Source organism: Sharpea azabuensis DSM 18934 (genome assembly GCF_000702165.1).
GTDB classification, from domain to species: Bacteria; Bacillota_I; Bacilli_A; order Erysipelotrichales; family Coprobacillaceae; genus Sharpea; species Sharpea azabuensis.
This window is the reverse complement of sequence record NZ_JNKU01000057.1, coordinates 1-13,374: the sequence shown is the minus strand read 5'-3', so window position 1 is coordinate 13,374 and position 13,374 is coordinate 1. Positions and strand designations below refer to the sequence as shown.

The following is a 13,374-nucleotide window of genomic DNA, read 5'->3' as shown; positions in this document are numbered from 1 at the left end:
GAGAGAGTAATGCGTCCGGCTTTGAGGGATGACCCTCGGAATCTGGTGGAGATGGCGCGGCGGGCACACCTGTACCCATCCCGAACACAGAAGTTAAGCGCCGCAGCGGCGACGATAGTGCGCGAGTGCGACAATAGCGCTCCGCCAGGTAGCGAGAGGACCGGAAGGTCCTTTTTCTTTTGCCTTTTTTCCTTTTTGTAAAATTACTATTGGTTTTCAAGTATATGGAAAAATGCTATAATGTGTTCAAGTTGAGGTGAATATGAATGAATGTTCTATCAATCCTTACTCTGGATATGAGACTTGATACAATGTTACAAATAATAAGAGTTGGCGTAGATTTAATTGGCGTCTTTTTCCTTATTTATTTCCTAATTACAAACTTTAAAAAGAGTCAAAGAACACTGCAGGTTTTTAAAGGTGTTATTCTGATTTTAATTGCCAAGGCCATCACAAGCTTTTTTGGTCTGGCAACCCTTAATTCTTTAGTTGATGCCATTCTTTCCTGGGGTGTTTTAGCGATAATAATCATCTTCCAGCCTGAAATACGTAGCGCTCTTGAAAAAATGGGAGCAACGAAAAATGAATATACGCATCATTTATCAAGTGATGAACGTGATCGTATAATGAATGAACTTGTCACAGGCATAAGTCGTATGAGCCGTGAGCATACAGGTGCCTTGATTACTTTTGAACGTACACAGGATTTAACTGAATATATGAAAACGGGTGTAATTTTTGAAGCAGATATAAAAGCTGAATTACTAACCACAATATTCTATGAAGGTACGCCGTTACATGATGGGGCAACAATCATAAAGAATGATAAGATTGCTGCAAGCGCCTGCTTTTATCCACCAACACGTAAAGAAGTTCCCCAATCCTATGGTGCTAGACACAGAGCAGCCATTGGTATTAGTGAACTAAATGACTCACTTACGGTCGTTGTATCTGAAGAAACAGGCCGTATTTCATTCTGTACGGATGGAGAGATAAGAGAAGTGAATCCAAAAGAATTACGTGCCCAGCTTATTAGTGAATTAGACTGGTATGGTAAGGAAGGTGAACATCATGAATAATAAGAATGATCGTATTAATCATAATGATTCATCAACTGATTTTTTCTTGAAGTATATGAAAAAGGAAAAACAGGAGAAAGAGAAAGCGGAAGAACAAAAAGAAGAATTTAATGATCGTAAAATTAAAACCATTCAGTTCTTTGGCAATATATATAATTCCATTAATAAAGTGCTCGATCATATCTTGTTGTCTAAAAGATCTGTTATCATTTTGTCAATCGTTCTCACAATAGTTCTATATGTCACTTCAACAGGTGGACAGGTTATTAGTCAGACGACAAGTGGTACAACAATTAAGAATGTTGCCGTAAATATTGAAGGATTGAAAGAGGGCTATGAGGTATCAGGTATTCCTGATAGTGTAACGATTGGTTTAATTGGTCCTTCGCTTGATATCTATACAACTCAGCTTACGAAGAATTATAGTGTTTATGCAGACTTGACTGATTATGGTGAAGGGACACATACAGTTAACTTACGTACCCGTGGTTTTGATAATGACCTGACTGTTATGATTTTACCTGAAACGTCTACAATAAAGATTTCACCTAAGGTTACTAAGACATTCGACTTAGGCTATAAATTTAAGAATCAGGAATCATTTGATGAAAAATATGCAGTCAGCGTGACAAGTCTTTCAAAATCTTCTGTTCAAATATCTGCATCCCAAGATACATTAAATCGTATTGATCATGTCTATGCCATTATTGATATAGCTGACAAAGATAAAAGCTTTAGTCAGAGATGTGCCATTAAAGCTTATGATGCAAATGGCAAGGAAGTGAATTGTACTATCGCACCATCAAGTGTTATTGCGAAATGTCGTGTTGATACATACTCAAAAGTAGTACCAATTCAACCAACTTTTAGTGGAACATTAGCAGCGGGATATACTTTGAAGAGCTATCGCTTATCACCAACTACCGTAACGATTTATGGTAAACGTTCTGATATTGGTGATATCAATACGATTACTTGCTCAGTGGATATAACTGGCTTAGCTGGTTCAACAACATTATCAGGATTAAGCTTGAATAAAGATGAAAAGATTACTAAAATGTCTAAGGATACTGTAGATATTGATATGACTATCGAAAAAGGAGAATAACAATGGGAAAATATTTTGGAACTGATGGATTTAGAGGAGAAGCTAATGTCGATTTGACAGTCGAAAATGCGTTCAAGGTAGGACGTTATCTAGGTTACTACTATGGTCGTAACCATAAGGCTAAAATCGTTATTGGTAAAGACACAAGACGTTCAAGCTACATGTTTGAATATGCACTTGTTGCTGGTTTAACAGCTTCTGGTGCTGATGCATATTTACTTCATGTTACAACAACACCTTCTGTTTCTTATATCGTAAGAACTGATGGCTTTGATGCAGGTATTATGATTTCTGCTTCACATAATCCTTACTATGATAATGGTATTAAAGTTATTAATGGAAAGGGCATGAAGCTAGAAGCTGATATTGAAAAGAAGATTGAAGAATATATTGATGGCTTATCTGGTGAAGTACCTCATGCTTTACGTGATGAAATTGGTCGTACAGTTGATTATTCAATGGGACGTAATCGTTATATTGGTTACCTCATGAGTATTCCAACACGTGCTTTCAAAGATTTTAAAGTAGGTTTAGATTGCGCTAACGGTTCCGCAAGTTCTATCGCAAAAGCAGTCTTTGATGCCTTAGGAGCCAAGACTTATGTTATTAATAATGAACCTGATGGTTTGAATATTAATCGTAATGCTGGTTCAACACATATTGAAAACTTACAGCGTTTTGTCGTTGAAAATGCATTAGATATTGGTTTCGCATATGATGGTGATGCTGACCGTTGTATTGCCGTTGATGAATTCGGTAGAGAAGTGAATGGGGATCTTATTCTTTATGTATGTGGTAAGGAACTCAAGAAACATGGTGAGCTTGCCAACAACAAGATTGTCACAACAGTCATGAGTAACTTAGGCCTCTACAAGGCTTTAGAAGCTGAAGGCATTGACTATGCCCAGACTGCTGTAGGAGACAAGTATGTTTATGAAAACATGGTCACTGAAGGCAATGTCATCGGTGGTGAACAGAGCGGTCATATCATCTTTAGTAAGCATGCGACAACAGGTGATGGTATTCTAACATCATTAAAGGTTATGGAAGCGTTAATTGAAGAGAAGCAGACACTTGCTCAGCTTACTGAACCAGTCAAGATCTTCCCACAGCTACTTATCAATGTACGCGTTAAAGATAAGACTGTTGTTTTAGATGATGCTGATGTCAAAGCAGCTGTCGAAAAAGTCACTAGTGACCTGGAAGGCAATGGTCGTGCTTTAGTACGTCCATCAGGAACAGAACCAGTGATCCGTGTTATGGTCGAAGCACCAACTGAAGAATTATGTCATGAACATGTACTTAAAGTCGTCAATGTCATTAAGGAAAAAGGATTTGCCGTAGAAGAATAAAGTATCACATAAATTCACACAATATTGCCATTATTCATGGCAATATTTTCTCTATAGTGAAATGGGGTGATGTTATATGAAGTATAAAATCAATATCATAGATGATGAAAAGAATTTAAATGATTTAGTACGTACTTACCTTGAAAAAGAAGGTTATATGGCTTATAGCTTTTATACATATGAAGAAGCTTTTATGCATGTAGAGGATGATGTGCATCTATGGATTGTTGACATCATGCTTGATAAGAATAGTGGTTTTGATTTACTTAATGAAATTAAGAGCAGAAAACCAGACATGCCAATTATCTTCATGAGTGCACGTGATCAGGATTTTGATCGTATTATTGGCTTGGAGAAAGGCAGCGATGATTATATCACTAAGCCATTCAATATGAAGGAATTCTTATTACGTGTTCATAATGTCCTCAAACGTGTCTATAGGGATAATCCTGAGCACATTGAAGTAGATGGCTATCGTATTGATGAAAATAAGCGTAAAGTCTCTTTTGGCAATCAGGAAATAGATTTGACGACAAAGGAATATGAGTTATTAATCTATTTTGTCAAGAATAAAGGCCTTGCAATCAGTCGTGAACAAGTATTAACGAAGGTATGGGATGAAAATTACTTTGGTAGTGACCGTGTTGTGGACGATACATTAAGACGTCTTAGAAAGAAAATGCCAGAAATCAATATTAAGACAATTTACGGTTTTGGTTACCGTTTAGATTAATGTTGAAGCGTTTTTCTTTAATTAAGCAGCTCTTAATTGTATTTGGGATTCTGGCAATCCTGGATGTTGCGCTCTTAATGCCCCTTGTCGATTACAACATGAATGCCATTATCGATAAACAAATGTATAATAAGCTCGAAGAAGTTCAGAACTCCTATGCTTATTTTCACTCTACGCCACCAGGAAGAATGGTTGCCCATTCTTTCTCATTTATCTATAATGCATCAACAGGTGCCTATGATTTTGACAACAATGACAACAATAGTAATCTTCCTGATAATATCAGAATGATGCTTTCAGCTCTTTCTAGTGGTGCTTTGCAGAGTATTATCAATGATCCCCATCATCATGTCATCAAAGACAAGCGCGCTTATGGTCAGCAGACCTATTATTATCGTGTTTCAAAAAACAAAAACAGTAACACATATATTGTTTCTCTGCTTTCATCTGACTATTCAGATGACTTAGTTACAAGCATGCAGGCAAGAATTATCTATCTTCAATACGGCTTCTTAGCTTTATCCGCACTTGTATTGATTCTCTGGGTTCTTTCGCTTATTAATCCATTAAGAAAGATCAAGGCTTATGTCGATAATATAAAGAATCATACAGAAGGCACATTAAATGTGAAGAGAAAAGATGAAATAGGGATTGTGGCTGATGCAATTGTTGACATGAAAGAAGATATCGAGCGACAAGAGAAAGCCAAGGAAGAAATGATTCACAATATTTCTCATGACTTAAAAACTCCTATTGCGCTTATCAAAACATACAGTGAATCCGTAAAGGATGATATCTATCCCTATGGTACAAAAGAGGCAAGCATGGATATTATTCTTGAAAATGCGGATCGCCTTGAACATAAGGTGAAGACATTGTTGTATTTAAATAGGCTGGATTATATTGGCTCTGAAGAAAAGGCGTTAGTGCCTTTTGATATGAAAGAGCTGATTGAACATATTGTCACCCAGATGAATGCAATGAATGATTTACAGATTGAAACAGCACTTGATCATGTATCATTCTTAGGCAATAGCGATCATTGGCGTATTGCAATAGAAAACATTATAGAAAATGCCTTCAGATATGCCAAGAGTGTTATTAGAATTACGCTACACAAGGATTATTTAGAAATCTATAATGATGGTGATCCAATTGAAGAAGAACTCTTAGAAGACTTATTTTCGCCCTATGTCAAAGGGGTGAAAGGGCAGTTTGGCTTAGGCTTATCAATCGTATCGAAAACAGCTGAAATGTATGGCTATAAAGTTAAAGCTGTTAATAGAGAAGTGGGTGTTTCCTTTATCTTTACCAAGCAAGACCATTAAGTCTTGCTTTCAGTTTGTGAGGTATAAAATGAAAAAACTATTTGTCTTAATACTTTCAGTCTTTATGCTGATGGGATGTTCATCAAAGACTGAAACGATTTCATTAAAAAAACCAGTGACCATTGCTTTTTATTCGATTGCTGATTGTGGTGAATGTAAGGCATTTAAAAAGAATGCCATTCCTTATTTCAAAAAGGTCTTTGGCAAGCAGGTTACCATCAAGATGTATGATATGGATGCCACAAGTACGAAAACACATTATGATACAGCCATTAATCGCTTAGCAGAATTTGATCAGGAATATTATGGTATGGGTCCTTTTATTGATATTGAAGGTTATTTTAGCTATTTAGGTTATCGAGCTGGCGATGAAGAAGCAATTGCCAAGGATATCCATAATGCCCAATATGATAAAAAGCTGACAAGCACGCTTGAAGGTCATCGTTTTAGCTACAAGTCATGAAGAAATTCATTGTCTTTCTCTTATTTCTAACAGCCTGTCAAACAAGAATGATTATTCATATTGATGTCTATGAACTAGAAGAATGTGGTGCCTGCATCGCTTTAGAGAATGACTTGAATCAGCTCGAACAAGAATATCCACAAATCTATATCAGATATCTTGATCTTGATGATTCACAAAATCTCAAGAGTTTTCAAAAACTCCATCTGCCATCCATTGCTCCAACAATTGTCGTTGAAAAGACATTTATCAAGCAGGGCTACAAGGCTGCTGACAAAAACACATTAATCAAAAATATCCAACATATTATCAATCATCAACCAATCCACTACAATAAAGAATATCGAAGGTATACTTATGCAGCTAATTGAAACAATCAAACACTATCAACCCTACAATGAACAAGAAGAAAAAGATCGGGAAGAAATAATCAGAAGACTAGAAAGTAAAGAAAACTTACTGACAAGAGAAAACAAGTCAGCCCATTTAACAGCTAGCGCCTGGGTTGTCAATAAAGAGAAAACAAAGGTCTTAATGGCGTATCATAATATTTATGATTCATGGGCATGGCTTGGTGGCCATGTGGATGGTGAGGAAGATCTTTTAAAAGTTGCCTTAAAAGAAGTAAAAGAAGAAAGTGGAATAGAGGCATTTCCTGTTTCTGCTGATATCTTTTCTTTAGAAATATTGACCGTTGATGGTCATGTAAAAAATGGGGAATATGTCAGCAGTCATCTTCATTTAAATGTCACTTATTTACTGGAGGCTGATGAAAATGCAGCGATAAGAAATAAGGAAGATGAGAATAAGGCAGTTGCTTGGTTTGGTTTAGATGAAGCACTTCTAAAAAGCAGTGAGCCTTGGTTTGTGGAACATATTTATCAAAAGCTCAATGATAAATTAAGAAAAATGAAAGACATCTAAAACTAATGAGACCTCCTATAAATTGTGATATACTAATTGTGTATGTAATCGTAAATTTAAGGAGGTTTTTTCTATGGCTACACCACATAATGAAGCATCAAAGGGAGATTTCGCAAAGACAGTTCTTATGCCTGGCGACCCTCTTCGTGCGAAATATCTTGCTGAAAATTATCTTGATAATGTCCGTCAGGTAAATGGCGTCAGAGGCATGCTCGCTTATACTGGAACATATAAAGGCAAAGAAGTCTCTATCATGGGCAGTGGCATGGGAATGCCAAGTATTGGTATTTATAGCTATGAGCTCTATACGCAATATGATGTTGAAAATATCATTCGTATAGGTTCAGCTGGATCAATCAATAAGGATGTACATATCCGTGATGTCATCATTGCTCAGGGCGCTTGTACGGATAGCGCATGGGCTCATCAGTATGAACTACCAGGCACATTCTCAGCAATCTCTTCTTATGACTTGTTGGAGAAGGCTGTTTGTGAAGCAAAAAAGAAAAAAATTCACTATCATGTAGGCAATATTGTCTCATCGGATCTTTTCTATCATGCCGATGTTGAGGCAAGCGGACGTTGGAGTAATGTAGGCTGTCTAGCAGTTGAGATGGAAAGCTATGCACTCTTTGCGAATGCGGCTTATTTAGGCAAGAAGGCACTCACTCTACTAACAATATCTGACTCATTAGTCAATGATGAGAAAGAAACAACTGCCCAGGAAAGAGAAAGAACTTTCACTGATATGATGGAAGTTGCATTGGAAATTGCCTAATGAAGAGTGTGAAATGTGCTTTCTTTGACTTTGATAATACGATTGCCAAAGGAGATACAATCTATAAACTTCTTGCTTATACAATCAAAAAGCATCCTCTCTCCATCTTTCGTTTCTTGTTGACAATGATCTATGGGATTGGCTGTATCCTGCATCTTGTCTCCAAAGAAAAACTGAAAGAAACTATTCTCTTCCCATTAGATTTGTTTACAAGTGGAGAGCTGAGGACATTCTATCAAGAAAAGGTTGTTCCTTCCTATTATCCTCATATGGTTAAAGAGCTAAAAAAACGCAAGGATGAGGGCTGTCTTGTCTTTCTCGTTACTGCTAGCCAGGAAGCTTATATGCGCTTCAACAAGCTACCTATCGATATCCTCATGGGGACACAGACAGAAATCATTAATGGTGAGTACACAAGTCATATTATCGGAAAGAATTGCAAAGATGCCCATAAAGTTGATCGTATTAATGACTATCTTAAGAAAAACAATCTTGCCATTGATTATGAACATTCCTATGGCTATTCCGATAGTACCTCTGATATTCCTATGTTGAAACTTGTCAAAAACCGTATAAGAATCTCAAAGAAAGATGGCAGCATGTCACCCTTTGTTTTCTGATATTGCATTAAGTAGGGGATTCTTCTATAATTAATTATTGTATGAAAAGAGGGTAATTATTTATGACACGTTATCGTGATACATATGCAAAAATCAGTTTAGCGAATATTCGTTATAATGCGAATGTCATCTATGACAAAGTTAAAAAGCCAATGGTTGCTGTCATCAAGGCAAATGCTTATGGCCATGGCTATAAGGAAGTTGCGAATGCTTTAAAAGAAGGTTGTCATATTGGCTTATTTGCCGTCGCAACATTAAAAGAAGCAGAGGACTTAAGAGACTTAGGTGTGACTCAGGAGATTCTTGTTTTAGGACCTATTCCCATTGAAGATCTTTCGATTGCAATTGAAAAAGATATTTCTCTCGCCTTAATATCAAAGGACTATATGCATGATATTGAAGCACATCATCATGGTGATCAGCCTGTCAAAGTTCATATCGCAATCGATACAGGAATGAGCCGTATTGGCTTAAGAAGCCGCGAAGAACTTGAAGAACTTATGCAACATGTTGATCCAAGAGTGATTGACTTAGAAGGCATTTTTACGCATTTTGCGACTGCTGATGACTTCTTGCAAAATGACGAATATGAAAAGCAACTTGAAAAATTCAAATCCATCGTAGGCAATCTCCAGTTCCGTTATATCCATTGTGATAATACAGCTGCCATGATGTTCCATCATTCTAACTTTGGCAATCTAGCCCGTAATGGCATTGGTCTTTATGGTGTTGATCCTCGTGGTGAAGAAAATCCAGAATTACGCCAAGCCATGAGCTTATATACAAAGGTGTCAATGATTAAAGAAATCCACAAAGGTGACAAGGTTGGCTATGGGATGACTTATGAAGCAAGTGGTGATGAACGAATTGCCACATTACCAATCGGTTATGCCGATGGTTTCCTAAGAGTCAATCAAGGCAGAAATGTCTATATTAATGGTCGTGAATATCCTGTTGTAGGTAGAGTATGCATGGACCAGTGCATGGTGAAGGTTGATGAACATGTTCATGTTCACGATGATGTTGAAATCTTCGGCCCTCATATCTCATTAGCCCGCATGGCTAAGGAAATAGGCACAATTCCTTATGAAATCATGTGCTATATTTCTCCACGAGTAGAAAGGGAATATGATGAGTAGAAATGACTATGCCAAACGGATCAGACGTTTAGAAATCTTTTCTTCGCTCTTCATGATTATTGGTACGCTTATTACTTTGTATCTAGGTTTTGGGCTTTATGCACTACTTCTGATCTTGGTGATCTATATTATCACCCAGGTTGTTAACTACCGACTGATGAAGAAATGTCGTTGTCCCAAATGTGGTAATGTCGATGTCTTTACAAAACATCTAGGCTTTACAACAGGTGTTAAAGAACAATGTCCAAATTGCCACTATAAGCTACATCCTGATCAAAAAATCTCAATAAAAAAATAAGGTGATGCATTCATGCATCACCTCTTTTCTTACATATTTGATTTTATGAAATCATATAAATAATAATATTGCATAGCACCTGCTTTTTGAGCTTTGACTTGACCTTTCTTGACAATCATAGTTGTTGGTGTTGTTACCGCAACATGAAGTGTCTTTGTCATATAGTCACTTTTCGCATTTGCTAGATCGACATAGTAAATCTTATGTTTTCTATTCTTAGTCTGGTATTTCGTTAAGACTTCCTGATAGCTTGCTGAATAAGAGTCTTTTGAAGAACCAGCCACAAGCACAAATGATTCCTTCTTTTCAACCATTTTTGTAAGCTGTGCTGTTGTGATTGTTTTATATGTGGCATAAGTAGCCTGTCGGTAAGCAAATAAAGCGAGGAATACAACCAATACAATACCAAAGACACTGATTTCTTTCCAAGCTTTTTTGAAGAATGCTTTCATATCGATACCTCCAAATACCCTCATATTCTAGCAAATTTTTTCTTCTAAAACAATATCCAATATTATGCTACAATAGGGGCATAGGAGGTAAAGTTAATGAATAAAGTTGTAAAAACAGATAAAGCTCCAGGAGCTATTGGTCCATACTCACAAGGTATTGATATTGGCAATATCGTATTCTTCTCAGGACAGATTGGTCTTGATCCAGCAACAGGTAAAATGCAGGAAGGCATTGAGGCTCAGACACATCAGGTATTAAAGAATATCAAGGGGTTACTTGAAAGCCAGGGACTCACATTTGCGAATGTCGTCAAGACAACATGTTTCTTAGAAAACATTGATAACTTCAAGCTTGTCAATGAAATCTATGCTCAGTATTTCGTTGAGCCATTCCCTGCTAGAAGCGCAGTAGGGATTGACCGTTTACCAGCTGGTGCCTTAATTGAAATTGAAGTTATTGCTTCAAAATAGTATAAAAGCAGTCATGTAGGTGAAGCTTACATGACTGTTTTTATTACCTATACAATTTAGAAGAAAAAAGCCATGCCTTTAATAATTATCGAGAAAATGATTTGAATTATTTAAGGAAGATAGCAAAGTATTTGTGAAATAAATCATAAATAAATTTACTTTGATTTAAGAATTGGTTATCATGATTGTAAGATGTGTGATAAATATTTGAGGGAGATGATACCAGTGTATAGCAATCGATTAGTTTGAATATTAGTTATATAGGAGGATATTATGCGGAAAAACTTTTTTTTAAAACTAATAATAACATCAGTCTTATTTTCAATGTGCGTATTACTCCCTAGAAATTATTCTTTTGCAAAGGAAAATACATCTAACCTAGATAGTTTATTTTTAAATAGCGAAAAAAAGCGTATTCTTTTTTCAACTGCTGACGGTTCAAAAGTTAATATTTTAGAAGAAAATAATCTTAAACAATTAGTTGCAGAAAAGAAGTTTATAGAATTGAAAAAGGAGATTATTGAAAAAAATATTACAATTGAAATTATTGAACATGGTTTAAGTGAACCAGAATCTAAAAAATCATACAATATCGCAACATTTCATAAATTATATCCTCATACATCATCGAGATACTCTAAGGGTCATAAATATACAGCAAAGTGGATTGCAATCATGGAATGCAAATTCTCTTATAATAGTAATAATTATACTATAGGTACTATTTATGATACATCTATTCGTCTACAAGATTACTTTGTGGGGGCAGGGCTTGATTTCGCAAATCTATCAAATGTTCATACACCTAAGGCAACGAAAAGTGCCGATGGGCTTTCGGTAAATATAAAAGCAACTTATGATTTAGAGGCACAAGTTGAAAGTTTTCCATTTGAAATTTTAGATTTTGGTACTTATACAGAGAAAGGAGTAGGAAAAGCATGATTAAATTATTGTTATCTATTACTTTATTATTTAGTCTTATTTCTAGCATTCCTAATAAAGCATATATATTTGCTACTCATTTTTTACAAGCCGATAATGAAAGTAGATTTATTATTAATAATAATAAGATTTGTGAAAATGAGAATGATATTTTTTCTAAGATAAAAAGTATTAAATCTCTTGATGATAAACTGTCTTATTTGGATACATTGAAAAAACAAGGATATGTATTGGTAACAAGTGTACCAAAAAGAGTTATAGCTGAACAGGCAAGTAAAACGTTTGAATATCAGGGTGTAGATTTGACATCGCAAAGTGGTTATTCTAATGTTTCATGTGCTTGGTATGTTAGCCTTTATTGTATCTTCTCTTACAATCCTAATACTGGTAAAATTACAAATACGCCTGCACCCAGACTAAAATTAGAAGGTGGTGAACTTGCAAATTGTACGGGTACAGTAAGGTTAGGCACACAAATAGCTAGAGTTGAAAAAGTTAATGCTTCAAGCGTAGATTATTATGCTAAATTCCAAATTGTTGGTCTTATCAATAGAGGTTCTTATACGGCAAAAGTTAATTTCCAAACACATGAAAGAAGACCAACATTAAGAGAGAGTCGGTGATTATAATGAAGAACGTTCTTCCAATATTAAGCTTATGCTATATGGTTGTTGTATGTTTACTTACAAGAGTTATTGTTCTTATAAAGCTGCCTTTGATATTGCAGATATTCTTGTTATTTATTGGCTATGGGATGCTTTTAGAATTCATGATGAACAGGCAAGAAATGGATGCACAATATCGAAAAGGCTATCTTATTCTCTATGGCTTACTGCTTGTTTGTGCTCTTGTTCTTAGCATTATTTATTTAAGAAGCACAATTGGTCTTTATGTAACGAATTTGATGATGGAAATGCTGCCATTTTTCCTTGCCTGGCTAGTAGGCCTTTTGTTCCAGAATAGAGAAAACTCATTTCCTGCTTCCATAAGCCTGGTCATTACAATAATTGTCTTTTTGACTTTTTTCATTATGAAATTACCAGCACTGCAGCAGGCTATCAGAGTTGATGCAAATACGCTATTCTGGCCAGGACTCATCATTGATATGCTTCTTCTTAGCATCAATATGGGATTAAGTACATGTATTATTCATATCAATCAAACAAACAAATCACTTGAAATCATCTCGCTTGTACTCGCGATACTCTTGCTTGTACTGACATTACCAATAGGTGGCTGGAGTATCTTTAATGCTCTGACACATTTCTCTAAGATTATTATTCCTCATCTCTATCTTTGTTCTCTTTATCTTATTTGTATTCATGGTATTTGTTTGCTTAGAAAATGAAAAGAAGTGGCTTGGCCACTTCTTCAGACTGTTGACAATCAAATGATTGTGGACAGTCTTTTTTTGTATGGAGAATAGAAATATCAAGATGATACTTCATATATGGTATAATATATGCATGAAGGAGCTGATGTGGCATGGCTAAGAATAAGACTGAACAGAAGCAACAGTACATGATCTGTGCATTGCTTGATGACCTGGTTCCAGAGGACCACCTGGTAAGAAAACTTGATAGATATGTAGACTGGAGTTTTATCTATGATATCTGTGATCCGCTATATTCAAATAGAGGAACCAATAGAGTCGATCCTGTAGTCCTGTTCAAGATGATGTTCATCA

18 protein-coding genes and 1 rRNA gene are annotated in these 13,374 nt (G+C 35.8%); 18 read left to right on the top strand and 1 reads right to left on the bottom strand.

What is annotated here, in order from left to right; translation table 11 throughout:
• Nucleotides 1-41 precede the first annotated feature (41 nt).
• The 13 genes from rrf (at nt 42) to T529_RS0110510 (ending at nt 9,822) form a co-directional block, all read left to right on the top strand.
• Nucleotides 42-150, top strand: a 5S ribosomal RNA gene (gene rrf, locus T529_RS0110570).
• Nucleotides 151-311: 161 nt separating this feature from the next.
• Complete coding sequence (cdaA, locus tag T529_RS0110565) at nt 312-1,079, top strand: diadenylate cyclase CdaA (protein ID WP_238560814.1); 768 nt, start codon at nt 312-314, stop codon at nt 1,077-1,079.
• The gene (locus T529_RS0110560) at nt 1,072-2,187 is read left to right on the top strand and encodes a CdaR family protein (protein WP_033163580.1); all 1,116 of its coding nucleotides are present in this window, start codon (nt 1,072-1,074) and stop codon (nt 2,185-2,187) included. Before cdaA ends, T529_RS0110560 begins: the two co-directional genes overlap by 8 nt.
• A 2-nt stretch (nt 2,188-2,189) precedes the next feature.
• Nucleotides 2,190-3,539: a phosphoglucosamine mutase gene (gene glmM, locus T529_RS0110555; RefSeq protein WP_033163579.1), complete on the top strand. Its 1,350-nt coding sequence runs from the start codon at nt 2,190-2,192 to the stop codon at nt 3,537-3,539.
• A 76-nt stretch (nt 3,540-3,615) separates the two neighbouring features.
• On the top strand, nt 3,616-4,272 hold the full coding sequence (locus T529_RS0110550; protein WP_033163578.1) for a response regulator transcription factor: 657 nt from the start codon (nt 3,616-3,618) through the stop codon (nt 4,270-4,272).
• Nucleotides 4,272-5,600 carry a sensor histidine kinase gene (locus T529_RS0110545; protein WP_033163577.1) on the top strand — a complete coding sequence of 443 codons (1,329 nt, stop codon included), beginning with the start codon at nt 4,272-4,274 and terminating at the stop codon, nt 5,598-5,600. Before T529_RS0110550 ends, T529_RS0110545 begins: the two co-directional genes overlap by 1 nt.
• Before the next feature lie 28 nt (nt 5,601-5,628).
• Entirely contained in the window at nt 5,629-6,063 is a 435-nt protein-coding gene (locus tag T529_RS0110540) for a hypothetical protein (protein ID WP_033163576.1), read from the top strand.
• On the top strand, nt 6,060-6,434 hold the full coding sequence (locus tag T529_RS0110535; protein WP_033163575.1) for a thioredoxin domain-containing protein: 375 nt from the start codon (nt 6,060-6,062) through the stop codon (nt 6,432-6,434). The genes T529_RS0110540 and T529_RS0110535 overlap by 4 nt, the downstream gene beginning before the upstream one ends.
• Nucleotides 6,421-6,987 carry an NUDIX hydrolase gene (locus tag T529_RS0110530; protein ID WP_033163574.1) on the top strand — a complete coding sequence of 189 codons (567 nt, stop codon included), beginning with the start codon at nt 6,421-6,423 and terminating at the stop codon, nt 6,985-6,987. Before T529_RS0110535 ends, T529_RS0110530 begins: the two co-directional genes overlap by 14 nt.
• Before the next feature lie 73 nt (nt 6,988-7,060).
• On the top strand, nt 7,061-7,765 hold the full coding sequence (gene deoD / locus T529_RS0110525) for a purine-nucleoside phosphorylase (protein WP_033163573.1): 705 nt from the start codon (nt 7,061-7,063) through the stop codon (nt 7,763-7,765).
• Nucleotides 7,765-8,385, top strand: coding sequence for an HAD family hydrolase (locus T529_RS0110520; protein ID WP_033163572.1), 621 nt, complete (start codon nt 7,765-7,767; stop codon nt 8,383-8,385). The genes deoD and T529_RS0110520 overlap by 1 nt, the downstream gene beginning before the upstream one ends.
• A 62-nt stretch (nt 8,386-8,447) precedes the next feature.
• Nucleotides 8,448-9,524, top strand: a complete 1,077-nt coding sequence (gene alr, locus T529_RS0110515) for an alanine racemase (protein WP_033163571.1) — start codon at nt 8,448-8,450, stop codon at nt 9,522-9,524.
• The gene (locus tag T529_RS0110510; protein WP_143065005.1) at nt 9,514-9,822 is read left to right on the top strand and encodes a hypothetical protein; all 309 of its coding nucleotides are present in this window, start codon (nt 9,514-9,516) and stop codon (nt 9,820-9,822) included. Before alr ends, T529_RS0110510 begins: the two co-directional genes overlap by 11 nt.
• Before the next feature lie 29 nt (nt 9,823-9,851).
• Here the strand turns inward: T529_RS0110510 and T529_RS0110505 are convergent, their stop codons facing one another.
• Nucleotides 9,852-10,274 carry a hypothetical protein gene (locus tag T529_RS0110505; RefSeq protein WP_033163569.1) on the bottom strand — a complete coding sequence of 141 codons (423 nt, stop codon included), beginning with the start codon at nt 10,272-10,274 and terminating at the stop codon, nt 9,852-9,854.
• 96 nt (nt 10,275-10,370) lie between these two features.
• On the opposite strand from T529_RS0110505, the gene T529_RS0110500 reads away from it, so the two are divergent.
• The 5 genes from T529_RS0110500 to T529_RS0110480 all read left to right on the top strand — a co-directional run.
• Nucleotides 10,371-10,745, top strand: a complete 375-nt coding sequence (locus tag T529_RS0110500; protein WP_033163568.1) for a RidA family protein — start codon at nt 10,371-10,373, stop codon at nt 10,743-10,745.
• A 273-nt stretch (nt 10,746-11,018) separates the two neighbouring features.
• A complete protein-coding gene (locus T529_RS0110495) occupies nt 11,019-11,687 on the top strand; it encodes a hypothetical protein (protein ID WP_033163567.1) in 669 nt (222 codons plus the stop codon).
• Nucleotides 11,684-12,310, top strand: coding sequence for a hypothetical protein (locus tag T529_RS0110490; protein ID WP_033163566.1), 627 nt, complete (start codon nt 11,684-11,686; stop codon nt 12,308-12,310). The genes T529_RS0110495 and T529_RS0110490 overlap by 4 nt, the downstream gene beginning before the upstream one ends.
• A 5-nt stretch (nt 12,311-12,315) precedes the next feature.
• Nucleotides 12,316-13,035, top strand: a complete 720-nt coding sequence (locus T529_RS0110485) for a hypothetical protein (RefSeq protein ID WP_033163565.1) — start codon at nt 12,316-12,318, stop codon at nt 13,033-13,035.
• 137 nt (nt 13,036-13,172) lie between these two features.
• Nucleotides 13,173-13,374 (top strand): transposase (locus tag T529_RS0110480; RefSeq protein ID WP_033163564.1); only part of this gene is annotated, 202 nt, incomplete at its 3' end.

Coding starts and splice junctions, on each gene's coding strand:
- cdaA (WP_238560814.1), top strand. CDS start 312: ATGTTACAAATAATAAGAGTTGGCGTAGATTTAATTGGCGTCTTTTTC.
- T529_RS0110560 (WP_033163580.1), top strand. CDS start 1,072: ATGAATAATAAGAATGATCGTATTAATCATAATGATTCATCAACTGAT.
- glmM (WP_033163579.1), top strand. CDS start 2,190: ATGGGAAAATATTTTGGAACTGATGGATTTAGAGGAGAAGCTAATGTC.
- T529_RS0110550 (WP_033163578.1), top strand. CDS start 3,616: ATGAAGTATAAAATCAATATCATAGATGATGAAAAGAATTTAAATGAT.
- T529_RS0110545 (WP_033163577.1), top strand. CDS start 4,272: ATGTTGAAGCGTTTTTCTTTAATTAAGCAGCTCTTAATTGTATTTGGG.
- T529_RS0110540 (WP_033163576.1), top strand. CDS start 5,629: ATGAAAAAACTATTTGTCTTAATACTTTCAGTCTTTATGCTGATGGGA.
- T529_RS0110535 (WP_033163575.1), top strand. CDS start 6,060: ATGAAGAAATTCATTGTCTTTCTCTTATTTCTAACAGCCTGTCAAACA.
- T529_RS0110530 (WP_033163574.1), top strand. CDS start 6,421: ATGCAGCTAATTGAAACAATCAAACACTATCAACCCTACAATGAACAA.
- deoD (WP_033163573.1), top strand. CDS start 7,061: ATGGCTACACCACATAATGAAGCATCAAAGGGAGATTTCGCAAAGACA.
- T529_RS0110520 (WP_033163572.1), top strand. CDS start 7,765: ATGAAGAGTGTGAAATGTGCTTTCTTTGACTTTGATAATACGATTGCC.
- alr (WP_033163571.1), top strand. CDS start 8,448: ATGACACGTTATCGTGATACATATGCAAAAATCAGTTTAGCGAATATT.
- T529_RS0110510 (WP_143065005.1), top strand. CDS start 9,514: ATGATGAGTAGAAATGACTATGCCAAACGGATCAGACGTTTAGAAATC.
- T529_RS0110505 (WP_033163569.1), bottom strand. CDS start 10,274: ATGAAAGCATTCTTCAAAAAAGCTTGGAAAGAAATCAGTGTCTTTGGT.
- T529_RS0110500 (WP_033163568.1), top strand. CDS start 10,371: ATGAATAAAGTTGTAAAAACAGATAAAGCTCCAGGAGCTATTGGTCCA.
- T529_RS0110495 (WP_033163567.1), top strand. CDS start 11,019: ATGCGGAAAAACTTTTTTTTAAAACTAATAATAACATCAGTCTTATTT.
- T529_RS0110490 (WP_033163566.1), top strand. CDS start 11,684: ATGATTAAATTATTGTTATCTATTACTTTATTATTTAGTCTTATTTCT.
- T529_RS0110485 (WP_033163565.1), top strand. CDS start 12,316: ATGAAGAACGTTCTTCCAATATTAAGCTTATGCTATATGGTTGTTGTA.